The 25,938-nt window shown below is 62.9% G+C and carries 23 protein-coding genes, 1 tRNA gene and 1 other RNA gene; 21 read left to right on the forward strand and 4 right to left on the reverse strand.

Going from position 1 to position 25,938, the window contains the following annotated elements; genetic code table 11:
* Positions 1–181: 181 nt before the first annotated feature.
* Entirely contained in the window at positions 182–418 is a 237-nt protein-coding gene (locus JW929_16300; protein ID MBN1440969.1) for a hypothetical protein, read from the reverse strand.
* 1,309 nt (positions 419–1,727) lie between these two features.
* Here JW929_16300 and JW929_16305 point away from each other — a divergent pair.
* The 10 genes from JW929_16305 to JW929_16350 all read left to right on the forward strand — a co-directional run bounded on the left by JW929_16305 (position 1,728) and on the right by JW929_16350 (position 8,509).
* A tRNA-Leu gene (locus tag JW929_16305) sits at positions 1,728–1,812 on the forward strand.
* Positions 1,813–1,905: 93 nt separating this feature from the next.
* The gene (locus tag JW929_16310) at positions 1,906–2,259 is read left to right on the forward strand and encodes a hypothetical protein (GenBank protein MBN1440970.1); all 354 of its coding nucleotides are present in this window, start codon (positions 1,906–1,908) and stop codon (positions 2,257–2,259) included.
* Positions 2,256–3,089, forward strand: a complete 834-nt coding sequence (locus JW929_16315; GenBank protein ID MBN1440971.1) for a hypothetical protein — start codon at positions 2,256–2,258, stop codon at positions 3,087–3,089. Before JW929_16310 ends, JW929_16315 begins: the two co-directional genes overlap by 4 nt.
* A 169-nt stretch (positions 3,090–3,258) precedes the next feature.
* The gene (locus tag JW929_16320) at positions 3,259–3,822 is read left to right on the forward strand and encodes a hypothetical protein (protein MBN1440972.1); all 564 of its coding nucleotides are present in this window, start codon (positions 3,259–3,261) and stop codon (positions 3,820–3,822) included.
* A gap of 84 nt (positions 3,823–3,906) precedes the next feature.
* Positions 3,907–4,701 (forward strand): PhzF family phenazine biosynthesis protein, encoded by a 795-nt coding sequence (locus JW929_16325; GenBank protein MBN1440973.1) that lies wholly within the window; start codon positions 3,907–3,909, stop codon positions 4,699–4,701.
* A gap of 244 nt (positions 4,702–4,945) precedes the next feature.
* Positions 4,946–5,869 (forward strand): sulfotransferase, encoded by a 924-nt coding sequence (locus JW929_16330; GenBank protein MBN1440974.1) that lies wholly within the window; start codon positions 4,946–4,948, stop codon positions 5,867–5,869.
* 43 nt (positions 5,870–5,912) lie between these two features.
* Complete coding sequence (locus JW929_16335; GenBank protein ID MBN1440975.1) at positions 5,913–6,182, forward strand: DUF2007 domain-containing protein; 270 nt, start codon at positions 5,913–5,915, stop codon at positions 6,180–6,182.
* A gap of 7 nt (positions 6,183–6,189) precedes the next feature.
* The gene (locus tag JW929_16340) at positions 6,190–6,819 is read left to right on the forward strand and encodes a sugar transferase (protein ID MBN1440976.1); all 630 of its coding nucleotides are present in this window, start codon (positions 6,190–6,192) and stop codon (positions 6,817–6,819) included.
* Positions 6,819–7,850 (forward strand): methionyl-tRNA formyltransferase, encoded by a 1,032-nt coding sequence (locus tag JW929_16345; GenBank protein MBN1440977.1) that lies wholly within the window; start codon positions 6,819–6,821, stop codon positions 7,848–7,850. Before JW929_16340 ends, JW929_16345 begins: the two co-directional genes overlap by 1 nt.
* Positions 7,847–8,509: a PIG-L family deacetylase gene (locus JW929_16350; GenBank protein MBN1440978.1), complete on the forward strand. Its 663-nt coding sequence runs from the start codon at positions 7,847–7,849 to the stop codon at positions 8,507–8,509. Before JW929_16345 ends, JW929_16350 begins: the two co-directional genes overlap by 4 nt.
* Positions 8,510–8,871: 362 nt before the next feature.
* On the opposite strand, the gene JW929_16355 is transcribed toward JW929_16350, so the two are convergent.
* Positions 8,872–10,311 carry a polysaccharide deacetylase family protein gene (locus tag JW929_16355; GenBank protein ID MBN1440979.1) on the reverse strand — a complete coding sequence of 480 codons (1,440 nt, stop codon included), beginning with the start codon at positions 10,309–10,311 and terminating at the stop codon, positions 8,872–8,874.
* A gap of 43 nt (positions 10,312–10,354) precedes the next feature.
* On the opposite strand from JW929_16355, the gene JW929_16360 reads away from it, so the two are divergent.
* From JW929_16360 to ssrS, 10 genes are all read left to right on the forward strand, one after another.
* Positions 10,355–10,726 (forward strand): hypothetical protein, encoded by a 372-nt coding sequence (locus JW929_16360; protein ID MBN1440980.1) that lies wholly within the window; start codon positions 10,355–10,357, stop codon positions 10,724–10,726.
* Positions 10,727–10,944: 218 nt separating this feature from the next.
* A complete protein-coding gene (locus JW929_16365; GenBank protein ID MBN1440981.1) occupies positions 10,945–11,346 on the forward strand; it encodes a response regulator in 402 nt (133 codons plus the stop codon).
* A gap of 62 nt (positions 11,347–11,408) precedes the next feature.
* Positions 11,409–11,819, forward strand: coding sequence for a DUF192 domain-containing protein (locus tag JW929_16370; protein ID MBN1440982.1), 411 nt, complete (start codon positions 11,409–11,411; stop codon positions 11,817–11,819).
* Positions 11,797–13,185, forward strand: a complete 1,389-nt coding sequence (locus JW929_16375) for a peptidoglycan DD-metalloendopeptidase family protein (GenBank protein ID MBN1440983.1) — start codon at positions 11,797–11,799, stop codon at positions 13,183–13,185. Before JW929_16370 ends, JW929_16375 begins: the two co-directional genes overlap by 23 nt.
* A 180-nt stretch (positions 13,186–13,365) precedes the next feature.
* Complete coding sequence (locus JW929_16380; GenBank protein ID MBN1440984.1) at positions 13,366–14,277, forward strand: ABC transporter ATP-binding protein; 912 nt, start codon at positions 13,366–13,368, stop codon at positions 14,275–14,277.
* 9 nt (positions 14,278–14,286) lie between these two features.
* Positions 14,287–15,030: an ABC transporter permease gene (locus JW929_16385; GenBank protein ID MBN1440985.1), complete on the forward strand. Its 744-nt coding sequence runs from the start codon at positions 14,287–14,289 to the stop codon at positions 15,028–15,030.
* 189 nt (positions 15,031–15,219) lie between these two features.
* Positions 15,220–16,620, forward strand: a complete 1,401-nt coding sequence (locus JW929_16390; GenBank protein MBN1440986.1) for a hypothetical protein — start codon at positions 15,220–15,222, stop codon at positions 16,618–16,620.
* Positions 16,621–17,586: 966 nt separating this feature from the next.
* Positions 17,587–18,636, forward strand: coding sequence for a homoserine dehydrogenase (locus JW929_16395; protein MBN1440987.1), 1,050 nt, complete (start codon positions 17,587–17,589; stop codon positions 18,634–18,636).
* A gap of 107 nt (positions 18,637–18,743) precedes the next feature.
* The gene (aspS, locus tag JW929_16400) at positions 18,744–20,513 is read left to right on the forward strand and encodes an aspartate--tRNA ligase (GenBank protein ID MBN1440988.1); all 1,770 of its coding nucleotides are present in this window, start codon (positions 18,744–18,746) and stop codon (positions 20,511–20,513) included.
* Positions 20,514–20,826: 313 nt separating this feature from the next.
* A non-coding RNA gene (gene ssrS, locus JW929_16405) (6S RNA) lies at positions 20,827–21,002 on the forward strand.
* A gap of 126 nt (positions 21,003–21,128) precedes the next feature.
* Here the strand turns inward: ssrS and miaB are convergent.
* Both miaB and JW929_16415 read right to left on the reverse strand, forming a co-directional pair.
* Entirely contained in the window at positions 21,129–22,469 is a 1,341-nt protein-coding gene (miaB, locus tag JW929_16410) for a tRNA (N6-isopentenyl adenosine(37)-C2)-methylthiotransferase MiaB (GenBank protein ID MBN1440989.1), read from the reverse strand.
* A gap of 85 nt (positions 22,470–22,554) precedes the next feature.
* Complete coding sequence (locus JW929_16415; GenBank protein MBN1440990.1) at positions 22,555–22,944, reverse strand: thioesterase family protein; 390 nt, start codon at positions 22,942–22,944, stop codon at positions 22,555–22,557.
* Positions 22,945–23,081: 137 nt separating this feature from the next.
* Here JW929_16415 and JW929_16420 point away from each other — a divergent pair, with 137 nt between their 5' ends.
* On the forward strand, positions 23,082–25,901 hold the full coding sequence (locus JW929_16420) for a transglycosylase domain-containing protein (protein ID MBN1440991.1): 2,820 nt from the start codon (positions 23,082–23,084) through the stop codon (positions 25,899–25,901).
* Positions 25,902–25,938 lie beyond the last annotated feature (37 nt).

A 25,938-nucleotide genomic window follows, 5' to 3' on the forward strand; every position in this document is an offset into this window, starting at 1 on the left:
GGTTGGAAGTAATGCAATCCCGGAGAATCGCAATCATACATGATTGATAAGTGTGGAACGAGTGCCAAAAAAGAACTCGTTTCACACTTAGAACAAAAGCCGTTGGACAGAATCGCCCGGCCCGCCCGTGATGGGGAGATGTAATGCACGAGACAACGGGACCGCGAGGGCAGCCGTGATACTAGCCGGGTGCGAGGTCAAGAAAATGCGGCGCAACCATAATTTTTTTCTTCGCGAGAATAATCATTTTTTCGCGGAAAGCATACATTCTCTTTTCCCGGAATGGATTGAGAATCAAAGTTCCTTCATGGTACTTTGATTCCGTTTTCCCGGAACGGGATGTTCGATGTTCGATGCGGAATGCTTCGGGGTAGAACACCCCTACGCGCGCGCCGGCAAACCACCGGACGCGCCCCATCCAAGTTTCAAGGGATGATGCGCGAAGCGGTGGGGTTCCGCAAGCGCCCGGAAGCGGTGGGGTTCCGCTGTAGGTCCATCACGTAAAAGGGCGTAATTCTTCTGGCCCTCGTGATGGGCGAGGGCCAGAAGAACGGCGGAAGGCGCGATTTCACGAGGGTAACAAAAAGGAACCGTCGTCAAACTACGCCCCCACCCTTGCGGAAAGCGGAGGATTGCGGCGGATACCTGCAAGTTGTGAAAACCGTTCCTGGGCCTTCCTGGCGCGATGGTTGGGAGTAAATTCGGCCCCCGGAAGGTTTTTGACGATTAGCGGTCTTTCGTCATAGGATAATCACGAGGTGGTTTTATGGGTGTAAAACAATCAGCTAACAGGAAACGCGGGCCGGGCAAACCCTTTTCAAAAGACGACCCGCGAATCAATCGCAAGGGACGACCCCCAAAGGGGAATTCCTGGGCGGAGAATTTGAGATTGATTCAATCCGCCGACGGTCCGACGATTGCGGCATGGGCGGACCACCTTCGGGAATTCAAACGACTTCCGGAAGGTGTGAGTCTACAAACCTTAGTTTGCGCTAATGCGTTCGCGTCGCTGTTGAGAGATTTCTCCCCCGGAGTATGGAATCTCATCATGGAGCGGACCGACGGGAAGACTCCGCTTCCCGTTATGGATGTTCTACCACCCGCGAAGTTTGTAGAAGAGGCCAATAGGGTAATTTTGAGATATTACCAAGAAGGGCGAGTCACTTGGCAACAAATCTCCGGAGAGTATGGCGCGGAGAACGCCCGGAGGCTATTTCTAGAGAACGGGATTCCAATTCCCGTAGAAGGCGAGGAACCATGAGGTGCAATCGTTGTGGTCGAACGGCGGATGATGTGGTGTTAGTGAAAGGTTCCGGGGCGGAGTCTTACTTGTGTCCGCTGTGCCGGGATGAGTATTACCCGATGCGCAAGCCTTCCGGGGAAAAAATTCTTATGCCGTCAAACCCGGTTTTGCGGAAACGAATGGTCGAGTTTTTCCGGCGGCATGACTTCGAGGGATGGTAAAATGTTCGGCGGAGTTTCGATAGACCCCATTTCCGGGGGGGTGGCAGGACGCGCAACGGGGGGGAAATTGACGCGTAGGATATAATGGGATTGAAAGAACACGGCCCAACCGAGGGGGGCGGCCGGGCCGTGAGCAAGCCGGGTTAGCGGCTCGCAATCAGATTATAGCATGGGCCGCTCCCGCAACCGGGACGGCGCTCGTTTTTTAAAGCAACCGACTCGGAAAATTCACGGCATGGGATACGGTATAATTCGCTTGATTTGCCGGAGTGGCGGAACTGGCAGACGCGCACGACTCAAAATCGTGTCCCGCTCGGCGGGATGAGGGTTCGATTCCCTCCTTCGGCACTGGATGGGAGTATCGCGGTAACCTTTCGTGTTCCGGGACGATGCGTCAGGCAACCAACGCGCAGCGTCCCGGTTCTGTTTTCCTGAGGCGGGATGAAGCGGTTTCTCTTGTTGCTCGGCGGAACGATGGCCGGGGTCCTGATCGGCGCCTGGTACGGCTGGTCGATCAGCCCGGTGACCTACACCGAGATCTCCCCGGACCAGCTACGGGCCGAGTACCAAGCCGATTACGTGCTGATGGTGGCCGAAACCTACGCCGCCGACCACGACCTGGGGCAGGCGGCCGTGCGGCTCTCGCGCCTGGGTCAATCCGACTTGGCCGGGTTGGTTCGCCGGATCGCAGACGCGTATGAGGCGGCCGGATACTCCGAAGAAGACTGCGCCCGATTGGAGGATCTGGCGCGCGACCTGGCTCGGGTTTCGACGATTCCGACGGCGGCGCCGTGAAGAAAACTCTGGAATGGGTTTGGGTTTTGGTCGGAGCGTTGCTCGGGTTGGCGCTCGGAGTGGGCTACGCCTGGGTGATCCGGCCGGCGGATTTCCGCGGCGCGGAACCGGCGTCGCTGCAGCCGCTTTACCGCGGAGAATACATCCTGCTGATCGCCACGGCCTACCAGGCCACCGGCAACCTCGACCGGGCCCGCGAGCGGCTTGACCTTTTCCCCGAAATGTCCCCCGAAGTGCTGAGTTCGCTCGCCCAGCAGGTGGTGGCGGCCGACGGATCCGAGGAGGCCGCGCGCGGGTTGGCTCGGCTTTCCGTCGCGCTGGCGGGCCAAACCCCGACCGCCTCGCCGGGCGTCACCCTCGCAGGCGCGACGGGGACCAAAAGTCTCCCGACGACGCACGCGACGCTGGCGTTGACCGTGCCGGTACTGCCGTCCGCCACCCGGAGGCCGACGCTGAAATCCACCCCGACGGCTTTGCCCGGTTACCTGCTCATCTCCCGGGAGCAGGTCTGCAACCCCCAGATCGTCCGGCCGCTGGTCCAGGTCGTCGTCCGCACGCCCGACGGCAAGGGCGTCGCGGGTGTGGTCATCCGCATCCAATGGGAGGGCGGCGGATCGCAATTCGTAACCGGGATGAAACCGGAATTGAGCGCCGGCTACGCCGATTATGAGATCGAGCCGGGAAAAACGTACCAGATCGCACTCGGCGACGGATTGACTGCGGTGCGCGGAATTGTCGCCCCGGTCTGCCCGGGAGCCACGGCGGCCGCCGGAGGCGGAAGCGGCGCTTCGTTTTTTGGAACCACGAGGATGGTTTTCGAAATCCGATAGAGTGTTGTCTTCTTGCAGGATATTGAAAAGGCATTTCCCCGGTATCATTGCGGGCGACCCCCGCATGTGCGTGCGAGGCAGGTTCCGGAAGCGAAACCCGTCCCTGCCGGCCCATCGGACGGGCGGGGCCCGCAAAGACATCCCGGGGTCCTGCCAGATAGGTAAACTATTGGAAAATTTTTTACTTTTAGCCCTTTTCCTGCTCCTCCTCGGCTTTGCCTGCAACCTCGCCAGCGCTTTCACGGGCGCCTATTCCAAAAAGTGGGGTGAGCGCGCCGGTTCGATTCTCACAATCCTCTTAAGGGACGTTTTTGGGATCCCGGTCTGGGGGGCGGGATTCGCGCTGGCTGCGCTTGCGGCATCGCCTGCGCTTTTCCGGCCGGCACTGGTCACGACAATCCTGGGATGGATCTTGATCGCCGCCGGCGCAGTGATCATCGCGGCCGCGCTGGCGGCGATCCGGATGCTCGCCGCGGCGCCGACGGCGCGGGATTCCCTGGCCGAGACCGGCCCCTACGCCTGGGTCCGGCATCCGATTCACTCCGGGACGATACTCGAATTCCTCGGCCTGGTCCTCATCCGGCCGACCGGCGCCGTTGCGTTGGCCTGCGCGCTGGGATTGGCCTGGGTCTTCCTGCAAACTCGGTTCGAGGAAGCGGACCTCGTGCGGCGGATACCGGGGTACGGCGAATATCGCGAACGGGTCCCGCGGTATCTCCCAAGATTCCGATAATCTGCAGCCGGCATGAAAATAACCGCCGGAGGAAAACGAAGAATCGCTGCCGCTGAGGAAAAATCCTCCCTGGAGAAAAAACCGATGCGATTGCGAATGTACCGCGTGGACGCGTTCACGGACACGGTGTTCGCCGGCAATCCGGCGGCGGTCGTTCCTTTGAGGCGCTGGCTGGACGACGCGCTGATGCAGAACCTCGCGATGGAAAACAACCTTTCGGAGACGGCCTTCTTCGTTCCGGAGGGATCCGCCTTCCGCCTGCGCTGGTTCACCCCCGCGGCGGAGGTTCCGCTGTGCGGGCACGCCACCCTGGCCGCGGCGTATGTGATCCTCTTTCTTCTGCGGCCGTCGAAGAGATCCGTGCGCTTCCACACCCGCGCCGGGGAACTCTCGGTGGCGCGAAAGGGCGACCTGCTGACGATGGATTTTCCGCGCTACGCGCCGTTGCGGTGCGATCCGCCGGCGGGATTGGAGCAGGCTCTCGGAGCGCGTCCGCTGGAAGTGTGGGAGACGCGCGAGGATGAGAATTATTACGCAATCTTCGAAACGGCCCGTACAATCCGCGATCTGACGCCCGACATGGCCCGGCTGGCGCAACTCCATCCCCGTCAAGTGGCGGTCAGCGCACCGGGAGAGGCCGAGGATTTCGTCTCGCGGTTCTTCGCCCCGAGCATCGGAATCCCGGAGGATCCGGTGACCGGTTCGATGCATTCCGCCCTGATCCCCTATTGGGCGGAGCGGCTCGGCCAGGCACGACTGCACGCCCGGCAAGCCTCCCGGCGCGGCGGCGAGCTCTTCTGCGAGGACCTTCCGGCGGAGGGCCGGGTGCGGATCGCGGGCCGCGCGGCGCTTTCGCTGAGCGGGTATCTTCATTATTAACCATCGGGCTTGCCTTTCCGGTTTTCCCCGCCTCCGCACGGCTTCGGGTACAATCCCCCGTGCATGTGGCTGGTCCCTGCCAAGCTGCCAAGAAACGGGAATTGCGCTGGAAAAGCGTCTTGGGCGGTTTTTCGGGGCGCAGCATCGGCTTGACCCGCACCGGGGCGGGCTCGCCCGGCTTTTTTAAGCGGTTTGGCAAATATGGGAGGGCGGATTCCACGACCATGGGACCGGACGATCCGAAATGACGGACCCGATTTTGGTGACCGGGGCGCACCGCTCGGGAACCACTTGGGTGGGCAGGATGCTCTGCGCCGGCGGCGAAGCGTTCTACATCCACGAGCCTTTCAACAACGTCCGCCAGAGCGGACCGACCTGGGTGCCGAAGCCCTTCCCGCATTGGTTTTATTCCATCGCGGACGCGGATGCGGAGTACGCGCGGCTGTTGCGCAACGTCGTCGAGATGCGCTACCCGCTCCTGCCGGCGCTGGCCCAATCGCGGACTGCGGCCCACTTCGGCCGGGCGGCAAGGGATTGGGCGCTCAGCCTGGCCGCCCGCCTGCGGCGCCGGCGGCCGCTGCTCAAGGACCCGATTGCCTTGTTCAGCGCGGAGTGGCTGGCCCGGCGGTTCGGCATGCGGGTCGTCGTCCTCATCCGCCATCCGGCGGCATTCGCGGCCAGCGTCAAGCGGCTCGAGTGGTGGTTCAAATTTTCGAATTGGCTGGAGCAGGAGCGGCTGATGGGCGGCGACTTGGCGGCGTTCGCCGAACCGATCCGCCGCTACGTCGCCGGAAAGAAGGATCTGGTCGACCAGGCGGTTCTGATGTGGAACGGCATGTACTCGGCGGTGTCCCGCTACCGCACCGAGCATCCAGATTGGCTGTTCGTTCGGCACGAAGACCTCGCGGCCGAGCCGCTCCGGGAATTTCCGGCGCTGTACCGGCATTGCCGACTGACCTGGAACGCCGCGGCGGAAGCCGGAATCCGCAAGTATTCCGAGCGCCCCGACGCCGGACCGCTCTCGGGGGGGCGGCCGACGGATATCCGGCGCGAGAGTCGCAAGACCGTATCCGTCTGGAGGCGGATCCTCACGCCGGAGGAGGCCGAACGGGTCCGGGAGGGAACCCGGGCGGTCGCGAAACCATTCTACTCCGATGGGGATTGGTGAACCGGCGGCGGCGTCCGGATTCGGACGCGGGAGGATGCACCCGATGGCAGACCAATTCGTAATCGTCGACAGCGCGTTCGGCAGGCAGGAGGCGGAGATCGTGCAAAGCTATCTCCGCGCGCGCGGGATCCCGTGCGAAGTCTCCCAGGAAGCCGCCGGGTACGTGATCGGGATAACGGTGGACGGCCTGGGGGAAGCGCAGATATTGGTGCCGGCGCGTTATCGGGAGGAGGCGTTGGAGGCCTTGCGCGAATACCGCGGCCGAAGCGCTCCGGAGGCGGACAAAGAAGAAAACGGAAGCGGAGGCCAATAAGGAGCCGATGGCGGACTTTTCCCGTCCCGGCGGGTTTTACCGGCGCTGCGGAAAGCGCGGATTGGATCTTCTGCTTTCGCTCGCCGCGCTGATCCTCCTGGGCCCCTTCTTCCTGATCGCGGCGCTGGCCATCCGGCTGGAATCGCCCGGGCCGGTGCTCTACATCCAGGAGCGCCTGGGCTGCAAGGGAAAAATTTTCAACGCCTACAAATTCCGCACGATGGTTCACGCGCCGCGGATTCCGAACCGCGAGATCCATCCCGGCGATCCGGAATTGACGCGGGTGGGCGCCTTTCTCCGGCGCTACAAGCTCGACGAACTGGTCCAACTCTTCAACGTTCTGCGGGGGGAAATGTCATGGGTCGGTCCGCGGCCGGCCCTGCCCCGCCAGTTGGCCGAATACGACGAGAACGGCCGCAAGCGGCTGTGGGTGAAACCCGGAATGTCCGGATTGGCGCAGGTGCGCGGGAACATTTATCTTTCCTGGCCGGAACGATGGAAGTACGACGCGGAGTACGTGGACCGCTGCTCGCTCGGACTTGATTTGTGGATCATCTGGCGTACAATCGCGGTGATGTTTCTCGGCGAAGAAAAATTTCTCGAACATCCGCAATCGAAGAAGCCCCGGGAAGCCTGATGGCCGAATCCCGTGAGCCGACGGTCGTCCTGGCCGGAAGCGTCAACAGCTCGCTGCTCACGCTGCGGGCCCTCGTCCGCCACCGCCTGCGGGTGGTTGGTATCCTCGGCCTGGCGCCCGCCGCCTCGGCCGGAGTGAGCGGATACGTGCGGATGGATTCGGCCGCCGCGGAGGCCGGGATCCCCTACGCGGATTTTAAGGACTTGAACGCGCCGGAAACGGCGGAGCGGGTGCGCCGGTGGGCGCCGGACGTGTTCTTCATCGTCGGACTTTCGCAGATGGTGAAGAAGGACCTGCTGGCGATCCCGCGGCTCGGATGCGTCGGCTTTCATCCCACTCGGCTTCCCGAAGCCCGCGGCCGGGCTCCGGTGGCGTGGATGGTCCTTGAGGGGCGGAGCGGCGCGGCGACTTTCTTCCAGATGGACGAGCGCGCCGACGCCGGACCGATCCTGGTCCAGGAGCCGTTCGCGGTTGACGGATCGGATTATTCCGCCGACGTGACCCGCAAACTCGAGGCGGCCCTGGACGCCGCCTTGGAACGCTGGCTTCCGGCTTTGAAGCGCGGCGAATGGAAGGCCGCGCCGCAGGAGGAAGCCAATGCCTCCTACACCGGAAAGCGGACTCCGGAGGACGGGGTCATCCACTGGGAGTGGCCGGCCAAAAAAATCCATGCCCTGGTCCGGGCGGCCTCGCGGCCGTACCCGGGCGCGTTCACCTTCGTCGAGGGGCGCAGGCTTGTGGTGTGGAAAGCGGAGCCGGAGACGGAACTGCCTTACCGCGGGGTGGTCGGCCGCATCGTGCACCGCGAGAAGTCAAAGGGATGGCTGGTCCAGACCGGAAACGGACTGCTGTGGCTGACGGAAACGGAGTTCGACCCCGCGGACGGGCGTGAGCCGAATCCCAAACTGCGGATCGGGACCCGGCTGGGCGGAGACCCGGAATCCGAGATCCCCGCCCTGCGGAAGCGGGTGCAGGAGCTCGAGGAGCGGCTCCGGGCGCTGGAAAACGCTCCGAATCGGAAGGACTCATGAACATCCTGGTCATCGCCACCCATCCGGACGACGAAGTGCTCGGCTGCGGCGGGACGATCGCCCGCCACGCCTCCCGCGGCGACAAGGTGGACGTGCTGGTGGTCACGCGCGGATCCTCGGACCTCTACGACGACCAGCAGGTGAAAACTTTGCGCAAGGAGCTGGACGCCGCGCAAGCGATCCTCGGCGTATCGACCGTGCATTTCCTGGATTTCCCCGCGCCCAAGCTGGACCTGGTGCCGACCCACGAGTTGGCGGACGCCATGGCGAAGAAGATCGCGGAACTCCGGCCGGCTGCAACCTTCATCCCCCATCGCGGGGACCTGCACTCGGACCATCGCGCCGTGTTCCAGGCCGCGCTGGTCGCGGCGCGTCCGATCGGCGGGCGCATCGTGCGGCGCCTGCTGAGCTATGAGACTCTGTCGGAGACGGAGTGGACCGCACCGGTTGCCGAGGACGCCTTCCTGCCCTCGGTGTTCCTGGAGATTTCGGATTTCTTGGAACGGAAGAAACAGGCTCTGGCGGCCTATCGCAGCCAGTTGAAGGAATTCCCGCATCCCCGGTCTCTGCAGGCCGTGGAAGCCCTTGCCCGCTTGCGCGGCAGCACCGTGGGCGTGCCGGCCGCCGAAGCGTTTCAGTTGATCCGCGAAATCGATTAGCGTTTTCTGGCGCGAAGACGCCGGGACTCGAAGAAAACCTTTTTTCATTTCATTCTCCTCTCATACTCCCGTTCCTGTCCCTCGCTTCACTTGGGACAAGCGTTCCGGGATCCCTTCTCCCAGCCCATCTCTCAAGATTGATGGTTGTGAATGAAAAAAATTCTCCGCTGGTTTGGGGCTGGGAAGCCGGTCCCGGCGCAATTCCGGTAAAAGCGCCTGAACCTCTGCCCCGAAAGCCCGTCCCGAGCGCCTGTCCCGAGCGCCTGTCCCGAGCGGAGCGAGGGAGAGCGAGGGAGAGCGAGGGAAGGCGAGGGAAGGCGAGGGAAGACGGATGAGGGGGGAGGCTGTAAAGATGTTACTAGCTATTCTGAAAAAATCGGTTCCCGGGCCGGATTTCCCACCCGACGCCAAGAAATGTTCAGCGCCGGTCCGGGATCGGTTTTATTGTTGATCCGGTAGTGGCCGACGACGAGTTCGAGCGGAATTCCCCAGCGTGCGCGGATGTCGTTTACCAGGGTGACCATCGCCTTAAGCTGCGCGTCGGGAAAATCCTCCCAATAGCGGTATCCGAACGCCATCAGGTAGTCCTCGTAGATCAATCCGGCGTACGTCTCCGGATGAGGAAGCTGGCCGTCGTTGACCAGTTCGATCCCGACCGATTGCAGGTACGGCTCGCGGAAGGTTCCGTCCGGATTCTCGCACAGCGGACAGGAAGCAATGCACACCGAGCGGCTCCCGCCGCAGGAAGCGTGGAACGCGCCCAGCGATTCGGGGACGAGCTGGTAGACCTGGCCGTTGCGATCGATGACGTAATGCGCGCTGGTGGAACCCGGCTGTTGAAACTGGCTCAGGGATGCCGTCAACGTGCCGCGCGTAATGTGAAGCACGACTCCGCGCGGGAGGTTTCCCCGGGCGATGTTGCAGGATGGCTTGAGGACCACCGGACTCGACAGTTCCGCTTGGGCTTCGGCGGTGAGGTCCAGCGGAAAGGAGAGCCGGTTCAGGGCGGACGACCGCTGGGCGGGATTTGCGATTTGGTCGACGGCGGCGCAGGCGGCGAAATATTCGTCCGCGGAGGCTGTGGTCCGGGTCGGGCTGACGGAGACCGTCGGCGATGGCGCGGAAGAAGCGGAGGACGCGGTTTCGCTGTTGTCGGATATGACTTCCCCAAAAGTTTTTCCGTAGGCCGCGTAGACCGCCGGATAGATCTGCGGATTGGAGTAGGGGTACACGCGGGGGAGGTTGTACCGGTCGGGATCCGAGCGGTGAACGGAACGGTCGTCGCGGGTGTTGCCGGAAAGGGCGAAGCGGTACCCCGCGGCTTCGACGACCTTCCTGGCGCTCTCGTCGGACGAGTCGAAGGGGTAGGCAAAGCCGACCGGCGCGCGGCCGGTTTTTTCGGCGATGATCTGCCGCGAGGTTTCCGAATCCCAGCGCTGCTCCGCGGCGGACAACTGGGCGTAGTCGGGATGGTACACCCCGTGCGATTCCACCGAGACCAATCCTTCCGCGGACCAATCCTTTAGATCCTGCCAGCAGACTTTATTTTCCCCGCCGCATTCCTCGCCGATGGCGTTGGTGAGGACGAAGAAAAGCGCGTGGAAGCCGTATTGGCGGAACAGGGGAAGGATGTTTTCCTCGTAGTCGTCGCGATGGGCGGTGCCGATGTCGAAGGTCAGGACGACGGATTTCGCCGGGACGCCGCTGCCGTCGAGGAAGGACGCCAACTGCTCGGCGGTGATGGTGCGGTATCCGTTATCCGACAGCCAGTCCATCTGCGAACGGAACCATTCGGTCTGCATCATCACCTCGTCGCTGAGGCGGAAGGTTGTGTGGTGGTATTCAATGACGGGAATCCGCTCCGCGATCGGCTCCGGAGTGGGGGTCGGCGATGCGGTGGCGGAAGCCGTGGCGGTGGCGGATGGCACGGAGGTGGCGGACGGGGACGGAAGAAAGGGCGTCGGACTGGCGGTGGAGGCGGGAACGGCCGCGGGCGGCGACCCGCAAGCCCACAATCCGCCGCAGATCAGCGCCGCGGCGGCGGCCGAACGGAAGTCTGCTCGGCCGCGGGGCTTGAATAACCCCCCGCGGTGGAATCGCCGAATCGGCAATTCGGTCGAGCGCGATGCAAACGGGAAGATCCTCGCCATGCCGGGATTATACCCGAAGGAGATCCTGCAAAACGATGGTATGCCCTTGCTTTGCCGCCCCCGGTAGCCGGCGGCCGTTCCGCCGGCCGATCCGCCGCGGCGGGGTATTGCCGGCGGGAATCGGCCGATTCCGCGCAAGGCCGGGCCCGATCCGGTTGGGGATTCGCCGCGCGCATGCGCGTCATCGCGCAGGAGGCCATCCGCCTTCTTTGCATTCTGACCGTGAGGTGGTAGACTACTCGCGATGATTGCCGGGAGGCCGCCGAGACCGTCGCAGGAGGATGGATGCCCGTTGTCCGCGTGCTGAGCATCGACGACGAAAAAGAAATCCTGGACCTGATCCGTCTGATTCTCGGACGCAAGGGGTATGAAGTCGAAGGCGCCATCGGCGGCGAGGCGGGGCTGGCGAAGGCGCGCTCGTGGAAGCCGGATCTGATTCTGCTTGACCTGATGATGCCGGACATGGACGGCTGGGAGGTGTTCCACCGCATTCGGGCGGACGACACTCTGGCCAATGTCCCGGTGATTGTGGTCACCGCCCGGGCCCAGAGCATCGACCGGGTATTGGGGTTGCATGTCGCCCGGGTGAACGATTACGTCTCCAAACCCTTCACCCCGCAGGATTTGGTGGAGAGCGTGGAGCGGGTGCTGGCGGCAAGGTTCACCGGCAGGCCGCCGGCCGGATGATCCCGCAAGCCTATATGGAAACCGCCAGCGCGCCGTCTCCGGCGCGTTTTAATTGAGGGATGATGCGCGAAGCGGAGCTGACGCGTTCGTGCGGACGGACAGCGGCCGTGCGGCTGGCGCCGCAAGGCAGGCGGCTCGCCCGGCGGGTGAAAATCTGCCGCGGATTCGGCGCCAAGCTGCTCGGACTGATGTTCCGCAGGCGCCTGGCGGAAACCGAAGGCGCCTTGCTGGTGTATTCCCGCCCTTCGCGGACGGAAACTGTGATCCATATGTTCTTTGTCCCGTTCCCCCTGGGGGTTTTCTGGCTGGACGAGCGGGGAACGGTGGTCGACCGCGTGCGCGCCATGCCCTGGCGGCCGTTCTATGCTTCGGCCGTTCCGGCCTGCTACGTGCTGGAATTGCACCCGCGCGCTTTGGATGTCTTGCCTCGTGGCGGCCGTGTGGAGATGTATGAAGCGGATCCTCTTTCTTAGCCTGATTTTGATTCTTGCCCTTTGGCCGCGGACGCCTGCCGTACGGGCCCAGGTCGACGGTCCGGTTTACATCGTCCAGGAGGGAGATTCGTATTGGGCGATCGCCGACACGTTTAAGGTGACCATCCCCGATCTGCTCGCCGCCAATGGATTCGGGGAGAACCATATCATCAACCCCGGCGACCGGATGGTTATCCCCGGATACGAGGGAATTCAAGGGATCCTTTCGACCCGGACGGTGGAATTGGGCGAGACGCTGGCGACCCTTTCGCTCAGCACCGGAATCCCCGCCGACATCCTGTTACGGCTGAACCGCCTGGTCAACCCTCAGCGGTTGTATGCCGGGCAGACTCTGATCGTCGTCGCTCCCGAGGAAGGATCCCCGGAGTTGATCCGCCGGGAAAACGGAAAGACCGTCACGCTCGCGGCGGGGACTCCGTTGCTCGCGGCGGCCGCCGCCGAGGGGGCGAATCCGTGGGAACTGGCCGCTTGGAACGGCGTTTCCTCCCCGGCGGGCCAGTTTTCCGGGCAGAATCTGCTCGTCGTCGGAGGGGATCAGCCGTTGCGGGCGTGGCCGGCTCCCGTGGAGGACATTCAATTCAAATCCCTGCCGCTGGTCCAGGGGGAAACCGGCGAAGTCATCCTTTCGCTTTCCCAAGAAGCGCAGGTGGAAGGAACCCTTGGAGAATACACGCTGCACTTCCAAGACTGGAATGGGCAATGGGTGAGCCTGCAGGGCATCCACGGCCAGGCCAAACCGCAAACCTACCCGTTCACGCTGACGGTCGCGCTGGCCGACGGCCGCACCGCCGCCTTCCAACAGGACGTGCTGGTGATCAGCGGAAATTACCCGACCGAGCCCGATCTTAAAGTCCCGCCCGAAACGCTCGATCCGGCAACGATCGATTCGGAATCCGAGCAGGTCCGATCGATGGTCGCCCCATTTACCCAGGAGCGGTATTGGGACGATTTGTTCCTCGCGCCCGCCAACAAAGGGATCACGTCGCTGTACGGCAACCGGCGCAGCTACAACAACGGCGCCTATTACTACTTTCACACCGGCGTGGACTACGCCGCCCTGGAAAAGGATCCGTTCTACGCGCCGGCCGCCGGCCGGGTGATCTTCACCGGGCCGCTGACCATCTGCGGGAACACGACGATCCTCGACCACGGTTGGGGCGTGTATTCCCGTTTCTGCCATCAGCAAACGATCAAAGTGCAAGTGGGCGAGATGGTTCAACCCGGCCAGGAAATCGGCCTGATCGGGCATACGGGACGAGCGGCAGGCCCCCACCTTCATTGGGAGATTTGGGTCGGGGGAATTCAAGTCAATCCGCTGACGTGGACGAAAGTGACGTTCCCGTAATTTCCGCCCCTTGCGTTACCGGGCGGCTCCGCAGACCGACGTTCCGCGTCCGCGTCCCGCCGCCGGCCCGGTTTTGAACCCCTATCGCCCCTCTGTTTCCCTGTTTCCGCCCCAGGAGTAAAAATATACTGGAGCGAGCAGGTGATTCCCCCGGGTCGGCCGGGAAGGCGGGAGGTTTCCATGGATGTCATCCAAGCCAAAGAATTGGTGAAACGGTATGGGCCGGTTGCGGCGGTGGACGGGGTCACGTTCGAAGTCCGCGCCGGTGAAATCTTCGGCATGGTCGGCCCCAACGGAGCGGGCAAGACCACCACAATCGAATGCTGCGAGGGTTTGCGCCGGCCGGACGGGGGATCGCTGCGGGTTCTGGGGATGGATCCGCGGGCCGACGAGAAGGCGCTCCGCAAACGGACCGGCGTGCAACTGCAAACCGCCGCCCTCCCCCCGCGGTTGAAGGTCTGGGAGGCGCTGGATCTTTTCGGCGCGTTCTACAATCCCCCGGCGGATTGGAAGCTGTTGATGGAGCGGATGGGTTTGGCGGAGAAGCGCAACGCGTACGTGTCGAAGCTTTCCGGAGGCCAGCGCCAGCGGCTGTTCATCGCCCTTTCGCTGCTCAACGATCCGGAATTGGTGTTTCTGGACGAGCTGACCACCGGGTTGGATCCGCAGGCGCGGCGCGCCATGTGGGATTTGGTGCTCGACATCCGCGCCAAGGGCAAAACCGTGTTCCTGACGACGCATTTCATGGAAGAGGCGGAGCGGCTGTGCGACCGGGTGGCGATTCTCGACCATGGGCGGATCATCGCGCTTGATGCGCCGCAAAACCTGGTGCGCGGGCTGGGCGCCGAGAACCGGGTGATCTTCGAAACCGACGATTGGTTCCCGGCCGAGGATCTGTGCCGGGCGCCGGGTGCGGCGCGGGCGGAACGGACGGGGGAGCGCGTCACCGTGTACGGCCGCGGCGACGCGCTGGTGGGCGGAGTGGTGAACCTGCTTGCGGCGAAGGGCATCCGCTACCGCGGCTTGCGAACCGAACAGCCCTCGCTCGACGACGTCTTTCTCGCCCTGACCGGACGCGAACTCCGGGATTAAGGAGGACCCATGCGCGCTTTGGCCAAACTGACCCTGATCCAGATCAAACTCTTCCTACGCGAGCCGATCGCGCTGTTCTTTACGCTCGCCTACGCGCCGATGATGCTGGTGTTGTTCGGGTCGATCTACGGCAACGAGCCGATCGCCACGTTCGGCGGGCGCGGAACGGTGGACGTCTCGGTCCCCGCCTACATCGGCCTGATCATCATCAGCGTGGGTTTGATGAGCGTTCCGATCGCCACTTCCAGCAGCCGGGAGGCCGGGGTGCTGCGCCGCTTCCGGGTGACGCCCCTTCCGCCGGCGCTGTACCTGCTCTCCGACGTGACGGTCTACTTCCTGATGACCCTGGCGGGCGTGATCCTGCTTGTCCTGGTCGGCCGGTTCGGCTACAACATGCGGTTCGACGGGAACATCCTAAGCGTGCTCGGCGGTTTCAGCCTGGGAACCCTGGCGATCCTGGCTTGCGGATACCTGATCGCCGGCCTCGCGCCGACGGCCCGGATCGCCCAGACGGCGGGGATGGTGATCGCCTTTCCGATGATGTTCCTCTCCGGAGCGACCATCCCGACGGAATTCCTTCCGGATACCGTCCGCACGGTCGGAAAATTCCTTCCGGTCACCCATGTCGTCACCCTGATGCAAGGATTGTGGAAGGGCGATTCGTGGAGCGCCCATGGAACCGAGGCGCTCGTCCTGGCGGGCATTCTGGTGGCGGGGGTGTTCTTGGCGGCGAAAACCTTCCGCTGGGAGTAATCCTGAGATCGCCGAATAAGTCATCCTGAGCCCGCCCCGGAACGCCCACCGGGCGGGCCGGGGGTCGCGTTCTTTACGGTTGAAGGATCTGTCCTTCAGAAAAACCACAAGGTGGGCTGACGGGCCGGGGATTGCACAGTGCCGTCAGCCCACCCTGCTCTTATGCGCCGCCGCGGGAATGGTCCGACAATGGGTATAATGAAACCATTGGATGTCATGACACCTTTGCGAAAAGCTGGCGCGGATCAACCGGCGGAACAGCCGACTCACGGGGTGACCCGGCGGGATTTTCTTCGCGTTATGCTCCGGGCCGCCGGAGGCGCTGTAGCGGTGGGATATTTGGGCGGGTGTGCTCCGGCCGAAGAAGACCCGGCGCCGACGATGGACGTTTCTTCTGCGCCATCGGGCACCCCGATGCAAGAAGCGGCGCCGGCTATAGTCCTCAATCCGGAAGCACGGATTCCGGAAGGAATGGTATACCCCGCAGAAGTGCTTGACATTGATTTTGGCGCCCACATTTTGGTTCCCAACCGGGAGTATTTTCTGGAGACGAAGGACAATGTTGCCGAATCGATGCTCGGGCACCTCCAGGCACATCTGGCATATGAGAAGATGATTTCAGGAGATACTATAGAAGAGCTGGATGCCGATTTATTTGAGAAATATCACGTTCACCTGAGCGCATTTGCCGGTGACGGATCGCTTCTTGTTCTCCAGAAAAAAGCAACCGGTGAGTTCATGGTTCCGCGCCTGACCGCAGGGGAAGAGGCGGGACAACTGTGCCGGGACCTCATGATTCCACGATGGGTGGTAGATAGCCCGATCGGCGGAGAAATAGAAGGGCATAGGTATTTTGAATTTACACTGATTAAAGCCAGCGAGCCTGGTGCCGACATGGCTACTCATTGGCCGATACTCGTAAACGTTAATTGGGAAAATACGCCCACAGAATGGTATAACGCGGATTTGGGGAAGTTTATGAACATCGGCCCTGCTCCCACAGAAACAGCCGAGCCGAGGCCAATATATGCCACGGAAGCCGTTCGGCCGAAAGATTTTTCAGTCCATGAAAGCTTGAGGCCCATACAACAGGACGTTATTGACCATCCGCTCCTGGCAGAACCCGGGCCGGTTGATTTCAATCCGTTTCGGACGGATATCAAATCCTCGCGTACAGCAATTATTTTTCGCTGCAAGTACGGCATAACGTGTATAGACCGTGCGTATGTGCGCGTCGGCGAGGATCATTATATCGTCTGGGAAATCCGTAATCCCGGAGATAAACAATCAAGATCGGTGACTACGTATGTCGGTGGGAATAGTAAAGAGGCTAATTATATTCAAGGAGACATAATGGCAATGCTCGATCAAATAAATATGTATAAACAAGGCCGTGGCGTTGGCCTTGACTTCTATTTGGTAACAACACTTTACAAGACGTTTGACAATCCGGCACTCAATACGCTGCTGTTAGATAGGCCACCAGAGCAACAGAAAGAGGTGGACACATTTGAGGATGACCATATCATCACCGATGCCATGCAGTATGTCCCCGTGTGGCTGAGCCGCATAGACCCGAACTTCCTCTAACTGTAACCGCCCCGCCTTGCGGGACGTTCGGGGTAGTATTTACTTAATCTATACTATGAAATTTCTTACTGCCATATGCTCGTGTGTTTTCATCATTCTTCTTGGTTTCTACATCCTGCTTCAGGCATATGTCCGTCCGGTTCCGGCAGGCGAACCGTATGACACGATCAGGGTGGCGGTTGGCAGGACGCTTCGGTCCGCATGGATACAACGGGCAGCGTGGGCGCGCACAGTGTACCGCACAGTACTACGCAACAGCGACAAGATCGTATTCTTTCCGCCGCGCATTATGGCGCGGTATGATTTTAAAGGAGAGACTATTGGCTATATATCGTACGGCAGGGTGGTCGCATGGGACTGGCAGGAGAGGCTCCTGACCATCAGTTCCTATACAGGGAACGTCATTTCTGTGCGTTTTGATCCGACAGTCTATGAGCAGACCGCCACACTTGCCGAGCTTGGACAATACGGAGGAGCAGTGGAGTCGAAGCCCGTCCAGATGGTGAGGTCGCTGCCTGTTCCTAACTTAGAGACGCTGTTTTGCCCCGATGACGTCCTGGAGATGACGACCCGCACCTATCAGGAGCTAGGCGGCGCTTCTCCCGCCAGTCCGCTAGTCCCGAACCAGTTGGTATTATCATTTCGCCTATGCCAAAACGCGCAATAACGTCAGTTCTTGTTTTTTGCATTCTGCTGGCATCTGCAATATTTCTGATGCCTGCCAACCTGCAAACCCATGGGCAGGCGCTCTATCCGTGCAGTGACGTGGGCGGAGGGCGCTGTCCTGGCGGCCAAAACTTTCTGCTGGGAATGGCCCTCCAGCCCCATTGAATTTCCACCCCCTTTCACCGCAGAGTCACAAAAGGCGCAAAAAAGGATATAAAAACAGAAATCTTCGCGTCCTTTGCGATAAATGGGGTATTTCGTGGGATATCGAGTACAATCCCCGCCTATTCCGGATCCGCCATGAAAACCTACAAACTTTTTTTCCTCGGTTTTGGAACCATCGGCCGCGCGTTGGCCCGCCTGTTGTTGGAAAAGGACGTTATCCTGCGCGATATGTACGGGGTGTCGTTCGCGACGGCCGCGGTCGCCACCCGCCGGCACGGTTGCGCGATGGATCCCGCGGGATTGGATTTGAGCGAAGTGCTCCGACACGCGGATTCCGGCGCGCCGATCGGGAAGAAGGCGTGTGACGAAAAAGATTTGGAGACCGCGCTGAGGGCGTCGCGGGCGGACATCCTGGTGGAGCTTACACCGACCGACCGGGCAAGCGGCGAACCCGCGATCGCCCACATCCGTACCGCGCTACAATCCGGGATGCATGTCGTCACGGCCAACAAAGGTCCGGTGGCCTTCGCCTACCGCGAATTGCGCGATCTGGCGGAAAAAGCCGGGCGCCGATTCCTTTTCGAGGCCGCCGTCATGGACGGCACGCCGGTTTTTTCGCTGCGGCGGGAGGCGCTGCCGTCGGCGCGCATCCTGGGATTCCGCGCGATATTGAACTCGACCACGAATTACCTGCTCGGCCGGATGGAAGAGGGGATGGATTTCGAAGAGGCGGTCGGGGCGGCGCAGAAGGTCGGAATCGCCGAGACCGATCCGATGGCGGACGTCGAGGGCTGGGACGCGGTGTTGAAGGTGGCGGCTTTGGTAAACGTTTGGATGGAGTACCCTATGCGGCCGGAGGAGGTCTTCCGGCAGGGAATCGGCGGATTGAACCCCGCCGCCGTCCGGCGCGCCCGGTCGGAAGGGCGCCCATATAAATTGGTCTGCCGCGCCGCCCGCGCGGCGGCGGGGGTGGCGGCATCCGTGCGGCCGGAGCAGGTCGCCGCGGACGATCCGTTGGCGTCCGTCCGCGGCACCGGGACGATGCTATGCCTGGAATCCGACGCACTGCCAGGGCTGAGCATCAGCGGCGCCGAACCCAGCCCCCGGACGACCGCCTACGGGCTATTGTCAGATATCCTGAGCATCGCCCGCGGAGAGCCCCCTCCTTCATCCTCCCCCGTTTAGCGCGTTACGCTAAACGGGGGAGGATGAAGGAGGGGGCCATCCGGTATAATCCGCATCCATCCGCGCGGTCGGTCGGGCCCGCGGAAGTCGCGTTTTTGGAGGCAGGCATGTACAAGACTGTTCGCTGCGGCGAGTTGCGGGCCGCGGACATCGGCAAGGAAGTCACCCTGGCCGGCTGGGTCGACCGTTGGCGGGACCACGGCGGGGTGATCTTCCTCGACGTTCGCGACCGCTGGGGGGTGGTTCAAGCGACGGCCAATCCGGCGATCGCCCCCGCCGCGCACGAAACGGCCGCGACACTGCGCAACGAATTCGTCGTCCAAATCCGCGGCGTCGTCCGCCGCCGCCCGAGCGGGATGGAGAATCCAAACCTCGCCACCGGCGAAGTGGAGGTCGAAAGCCGCGCGGTCGAGGTGCTCAACCCGGCCCTGACCCCTCCTTTCAACATCAACGAAGAGCTCCCGGTCGACGAGAACGTGCGCCTCAAGTACCGCTATCTGGACCTGCGCCGCGAGCGGATGCAGAAGAACCTTCTCCTGCGCCACAAGATCATCAAGTACATGCGCGACTACCTCGACGCGCGCGGCTTCATCGAAGTTGAAACGCCGATCCTGTTCAAGACCACCCCCGAGGGCGCGCGCGATTACCTCGTCCCCTCGCGCGTCCATCCCGGGTGCTTTTACGCCCTGCCGCAGAGCCCGCAGCAGCTCAAGCAACTGCTGATGGTGGCCGGCGTGGAGCGCTACTTCCAGATCGCCCGCTGTTTCCGCGACGAAGACCAGCGCGGCGACCGCCAGCCGGAGTTCACCCAGCTGGACCTGGAAATGTCGTTCGTCCACCGCGACGACGTGCTCGATCTGATCGAAGGCCTCTTCACCGAATTAATCCCCGCGGTCGCCCCGCAGAAGAAAATCCAGGAAATTCCTTTCCCGCGCCTGACCTGGCACGAGGCGATGAACCGCTACGGGATCGACAAACCCGACCTGCGCTTCGGGATGGAACTCTTCGACGCGAGCGCGGTGTTCGCGAAGAGCGAATTCAAAGTGTTCCAAGAAGCCCTGAAGAACGGCGGAGTGGTTAAATGCATCGTTGTCCCCGGGTGCGCGGCGTACAGCCGCAAGGAAGTGGACGACCTGACCGCCTTCGCCCAGGAACAGGGCGGGAAGGGGCTGGCAACGGTCGCCTACACCGGCGAAGGGGTCAAAGGCAACGTGTCCAAATTCGTCTCGGCCGCGGAAGCCGACGCCCTGCGCGCCCTCGCCGGGGCGAAGGACGGCGACCTGATCCTGGTAGCGGCCGACAAGCTGATGACGGCCAACAAGGTGCTCGGCGCGCTGCGCCTGCTGTTCCGGGAGCGATTGCGCCTCGCCGATCCGAGCACCGTCTCCCTGGTGTGGGTGATCGATTTTCCGATGTTCCATTGGAACGAGGACGAGAAGCGCTGGGAGGCGGAGCACCATGCGTTCACGATGCCCAAAGAGGCCGATCTGGACAAGATCGACTCGGATCCGGGGGCGGTGCTTTCGGACGCCTACGATCTGGTGATCAACGGCATCGAACTCGGGTCGGGTTCGATCCGAATCCACCGCCGCGAAATCCAGCAAAAGGTGTTTGAACGCATCGGGTTAAGCGGCGCGGAGATCAAGGATCGGTTCGGGCATCTGCTCGAAGCCTTCGAGTACGGCGCTCCTCCCCACGGCGGCATGGCGCCGGGAATCGACCGGTTGGCGATGGTGCTGGCGGACGAACCCAACATCCGCGAGGTGATCGCCTTCCCGAAGAACCAGCAGGCACTGGACGTGATGGCGGACGCGCCTTCGCCGGCCGATCCAAAACAGCTCAAAGAATTGCACATCCGCCTGATCGAGGAGAATTAATTTTCCGGGGACTCCGGGGTTGCCGGCGATGGGGTAAGAAGGCCTCGGAGGCCACTGCGCCCGCGGGTTTCAGACGGGCATCGAATCCGCACCCGATTGCGGATGTCCTTCGCCGAGAGCGGGCGCGGGAATGACAATCGGGAAGCCGAAAGGCATCCGCCAACGACGCCGTACTTGCGCTCTGCAGAAATTTCCTCCGGCGGATGCCCGGCGCCCTCTCGCGACTCCGGTGCAAGCCGTGCCGGGGGAAGCCGCAACGGAAAAACCGGATTGCCCGACAATTGCGCTCCGCCGGCAATGGTGGTATAAGAATCGCGCCCTGCTGTGTTCGTGATGTTGCACAACGGTTTTGAGCCAACACTCTGAACCAGGGAACCTTATCTCAGGAGGGCGAAGCGATAGGCCTCGGCCAAGGCTGACCCCGACGGAAGGTTCCCACCTGCGAAAGCAGGTTCAAAATCCAGCAGCACACGGCATGGCGGGGTACGTTGGACAAAAAAATCGCCGGACGCAGTCCGGCGATTTTTCCCTCATCCCGTCCTTCTCCCAGCGTACGCTGGGAGAAGGTGGCCGAAGGACGGATGAGGGGTAGGTAGAAAATCCCCCCACTTCCGTCTATCGTTCAACCGCCCCTTGAAGACTCCAAGCCGACGTATGTGAAATTTTCACCTGCGCCAAGCGCGCTGACCACTCGCGCGACGGGTCGTCGAAGAACACCAAGCGGTTGGTACGCGTGCGGCCGAACCAGCGCCCTTTATGCTTCCCCTCCACGAGCACCTCAACCGTTTTTCCGAGCATCCCGGCGTTCTTGTCCGCGGCGATCCGCTCCTGCAGTGCCTCCAGCGTCCGGAAGCGGCGCATCTTCTCCTCGGCGGGGACGTCGTCGGGAAAGTTGCGCGCGGAAAAAGTCTCCGGGCGCGGCGAGTAGCGCGCCAGGTGGGCCGTGTCCATTTTCAATTCGGCGAGCAGATCAACCGTGCGTTGGAACTGCTCCGCCGTCTCGCCCGGAAAGCCGACGATCACGTCGGTGGCGATTGACGCGCCGGGAATTGCGGCGCGGATGCGGCCGATCAGACGGCGATAGGCTTCCACCGTGTAGCCGCGCTTCATGCGGGCCAACACTTCGTCGTCGCCCGACTGGACCGGGACTTCGATGTGTTCGCACACTTTGGGAAGCGCCGCGACGGTCTCGATCAGCTCGTCGCTCATCCAATTCGGGTGCGAGGTGAGGAAGCGGATGCGCTCCAGGCCGTCGATCGCGTGAACTTTGCGGAGCAGGGCGGGCAGGCCCGGCGCGCCGGTATCCTGTCCATAGCGGTCGACGATCTGCCCGAGCAGAGTCACTTCGCGCGCCCCCATCGCCGCCCACTCGCGGATTTCCTCGAGGATTTCGGATTCCGGCCGCGAGCGCTCTCCTCCGCGGCGGTAGGGAATGACGCAATAGGTGCAGGCGTGCGAGCATCCGAGGACGATCGGCACCAGCGCGGCGGGCGGAGCCGCGCCGGAACCGCCCGCGACGAGCAAGGGAAAGCGCGGGAGTCCGGCGGGGGATTCCTCCGCGGCGGCTGCGAGCGCGGCGACGATTTCGCCCGAAGCGCGCACCGGACGCTCGCGCAGGAGAAAACGGACAAGCGGCCGCGGATCCGAAGGCGGCGAAAAGACGTCCACAAACGGAAAGCGCCGGCGCAGACCGTCCGGATCCCGCCGGCCGACCAGGCAGCCCATCAGATTGATCACCAACTCGGGATTGCGGTCCTTAAGCGGGCGCAGCGAGGTCAGCCGGCCGCAGGCTTTGTCCTCCGCACTCTGGCGCACGACGCAGGTGTTGAGGACGATCACATCGGCGGCTTCGGCGCGTTCGGCGGGCAGGTAGCCGAGCGCTTCCAGCGCGCCGGCCACGCGCCGCGAATCCGCCACATTCATCTGGCAGCCTTCGGTCCAGAGGTGGTAGAACATAAGGCGACCGACCTAATCCCCTATCCCCCGTCCCCTTTCCCCCTTCCCTTAAGGGAAGGGGGAAAGGGGTCCAGGGGTATGGGGGCTAGGTCTTCTCCTTTACTTTCTCCATGAACCGTTTTTGATCGACGATCACGCGCACGTGCCGCCCCTCGCCGACCTTCTCTTTCTCGTCGGTCACCTCGGCGGAAAAGAGGATTTTCCGGCCGTTCACTTCCTCAATCCGGACCTTGGCGGTCACCCGCATTCCGAGCGGCGTGGGAGCCAGGTGGCGTACGGCCACTTCCGCGCCGACGGTGGTCTGCCCTTCGGGCAGGTGCATCTGCGCGAGGACCTGCGCGGCGTGCTCCACCAGCCAGACCATCGACGGCGTCGAGAGCACCGACGCGTCTCCGGTTTCGAGGTGTTTGGCGGTGCGGTCTGAAGTGACGGTCATCGCGATTTCGTGCGTCAATCCCGCTTTCAATTCCGGCATGGTCCTCCCAGAAAACGCGCACCGAGGCGCCGCCCAGGCCGATGAAACCGAAGCCGGGGTTTCCTGCTCCGCTTTCCGGCGTTCCGGCGCACAACGATGTAATGGCGCAGCCGTGAGGCTAAAGTATAATCCTTTGCATGTCCGAGGAAATGCGCATCCTGCGGATCGTGCGCCGGCGGCGCGTGCGGGAAGCGGACGCCGGACGGGTTTTCCGCCCGGCGGGAAGGATCCTGCTGGCCGCCGTGAACTTGATCTGCGCGGCGGCGGCGGGAATCCTGTTGTATCCTCTGCCGCCGCCCGAACCCGAATTGAACCTGGGAAACCGGCCGCAAGCGGCGCGGTTTTACGACCGCACGGGAAGGCTGCTGGCCGAAGCCGGATCCGCCAGCGCAACGATGAGCCGCTGGTACGCCCTGGATGAGGCGGCTGCGGACGATTGCGTGCTGCCGGCATTCCTGGCGGCGCGCGGGATCGCGGCGGAAGAAATCCGCGGGACGGTTTTTGCGGCGGGCTTGCGGGCGATGGCCGGCGCACTGGCGGGGGTTGACGGCTTGGCGGGGGAAGCGGCCGGAGAATTGCTTTCCATGGAAGGAGCATCCGGAGGAATTTGGCGGAAATCGCGCCTGGCGGGCGCGCTGGCCTTGCGGTATACCCCGTCGGCTTTGGCGGAATGGATCATCAACGTGCGGCTGTACGGGCGGGGGGCTGTCGGGATCGACGACGCCGCGCTGACCTACTTCGGGGTGCGCGCCGATGGGATGAGTCCCGCGCAATGCGCCGCGTTGGAAGCCTTGGCGGAGGACCCGCGGCGCGGCGAGGACCCGGCGGGATGGAAAATCGCGCGCAATTCGGTGCTCAACCGCATGTTCAACGGCGGTTTCCTCGGATCGGCGGAGTGGGAGCGCGCCGTTGCCGGAGAGATCGGCGCCCGGGAGGCGGACGGCGCGGCGACCGATCCGATTTTCGGCGGAAGGCTGCCGATCCTGGATTCCTTCCTCGAGCTGGCCGTCGACCGCCTCGGCGGACGATTCCCGCCTGAGGAATTACCGCGCGCCGCAATCCGGGTATTCACGACGATGGACGCCGCCTTCGAAATGCAGGTGCTGTGCGCGGCGCAAAACCTGCTGGCTCCGGCGGACGGCGCTTCCGGACCGCGGACCACACTCGAGGGAAACCCGTGCGATCTGGCGGCGCTGTTGGGGCCGGCCGGGGCCGGGGATCTCCCGGAGGATCTTGCGCTGGCGGTGATCGATCCCGCGAGCGGGGAATTGCTGGCCTATTTCGATTCGGCGCGCGGAAACGGATCGGCGGCCCGCGGTCCGGCCGGATCCTCCGTGCTGCCGTTCGTGTACCTCTCGGCGTTCGCGCGGGGTTTCTCTCCGGGTTCGATGCTGCTCGACATCCCCCGCCCGGATTTTCCGGAGGAGGAGAGCCGCGAGTATCTGGGGCCCGTTTCCGCGCGGACGGCGCTGCAACGGCGGGCTTTGGCCGCCGCCGACGGCATGGTCGCCGCCGCGGGCGCCGATCAGGCGGCCCGCACGCTTTCCCTGCTCGGCGTGTCGACTGAAACCACGGCGGATCCCTCGTTGCAGCTCTGGAGGCAGCAGGAAGCGGATCTGCTGGATCTGACGCAGGCGTATGCCACGCTCGCCGGCGGCGGATTGGAGACGGCCGACGCGGGAAGCGGAACCGCCGCCGTCATTCTGCGGGTCGAACGGAGCGACGGCGCACAGCTGGAGGAATATTCGCGCCGCCAGACCCGTAAAATTTTCGGGTCCGATCTGGCTTTCCTGGTCCAGGATATCCTCACCGATCCCTCCGGCCGCGCGGACCTCTCCGCCCCGGCCCTGGCCGGATCGCGCAGCGCGGTCGCCGCCATGCCGGCCGAGGGCTTGCAGGGCGAAGGGGCTTGGGCCTTCGCCGCGAGCTCCGGATTGGCGGTCGGGGTCCGCGGCCGGGCTTACCCGGCGGGAAGAACCGATCCGCGTTCGCCCTGGATGCTCGCCCAGGCCGCGGCCGGCTGGGCCTTGCGGGCAATGCCGATGCAGGTTTGGACCGAACCCCCCGGGATTGTCCGCCGGGATGTATGTGTCCCCACGGGCCTGTTGCCGAGCCGCTACTGCCCGAACGTGGCTTCGGAACTCTTCCTGACCGGAAACGAACCAATTCAGACGGACACCTATTATCGGCCGGTGGCCGTCAACCGCGAAAGCGGGCGCCTGGCTACGCTGTGGACTCCGCTCGACCTGGTGGAGGAGAAGGTGTTCTTTATAACGGAGGGCGAAGCCCGGATCTGGGCCGAGCGCTCCGGCTTTCCCATCCCGCCCGATACCTACGACGCGCTTCCGCACTCCTTTCCGTATTACGAAGGCCTGCATATCGCCAGTCCTTCACCGCTGGCCTCCCTGCGGGGGATGATCAGCCTGAAGGGCACCGCGGATGCGGCGGGTATGGAACGCTATCTTCTGCAGGCTGGTCCCGGACTCTACCCCTCGGTCTGGTACACCCTCGGATCGGGGGAAAGGCCGGTGCGGGGCGGCACCCTTGGAGAATGGAACGCCGCGGGGGCGGAAGGAATCTGGTCAATCCAATTGACGGCCGTGTTCGAGGGCGGGATAACTCTTTCGGTCGCCATTCCGGTGATTTTGGATAACACGCCGCCGGTCCTGCGATGGATCCAGCCGACCGTTCCGAAAACCATCTCGCTTTTAAGGGGCGAGGCGCTGATCCTGCAGGTGGAGGCCGCGGACAACTTGGAGGTCGAGCGGGTGGATTTTTATCTGGATGGGGCGGTCCGCACCCGATTGGAGGTGGGGCCTTATTCCGTCCGCTGGCGGGATTTATCATCTGGAACCCATAAAGTTAAGGTATGCGGAAAAGACCGGTCCGGGAATGAAACTTGCACCCAAGAGATTGAGGTGAAAGTAGGATTGAAACCGGACGGTGGTTCGCTCTAAAATACTCCGGGAAAGGCGGAAATATGATAAAAAATAT

The sequence above is a fragment of the Anaerolineales bacterium genome (assembly GCA_016928575.1).
GTDB lineage: Bacteria > Chloroflexota > Anaerolineae > Anaerolineales > RBG-16-64-43 > JAFGKK01.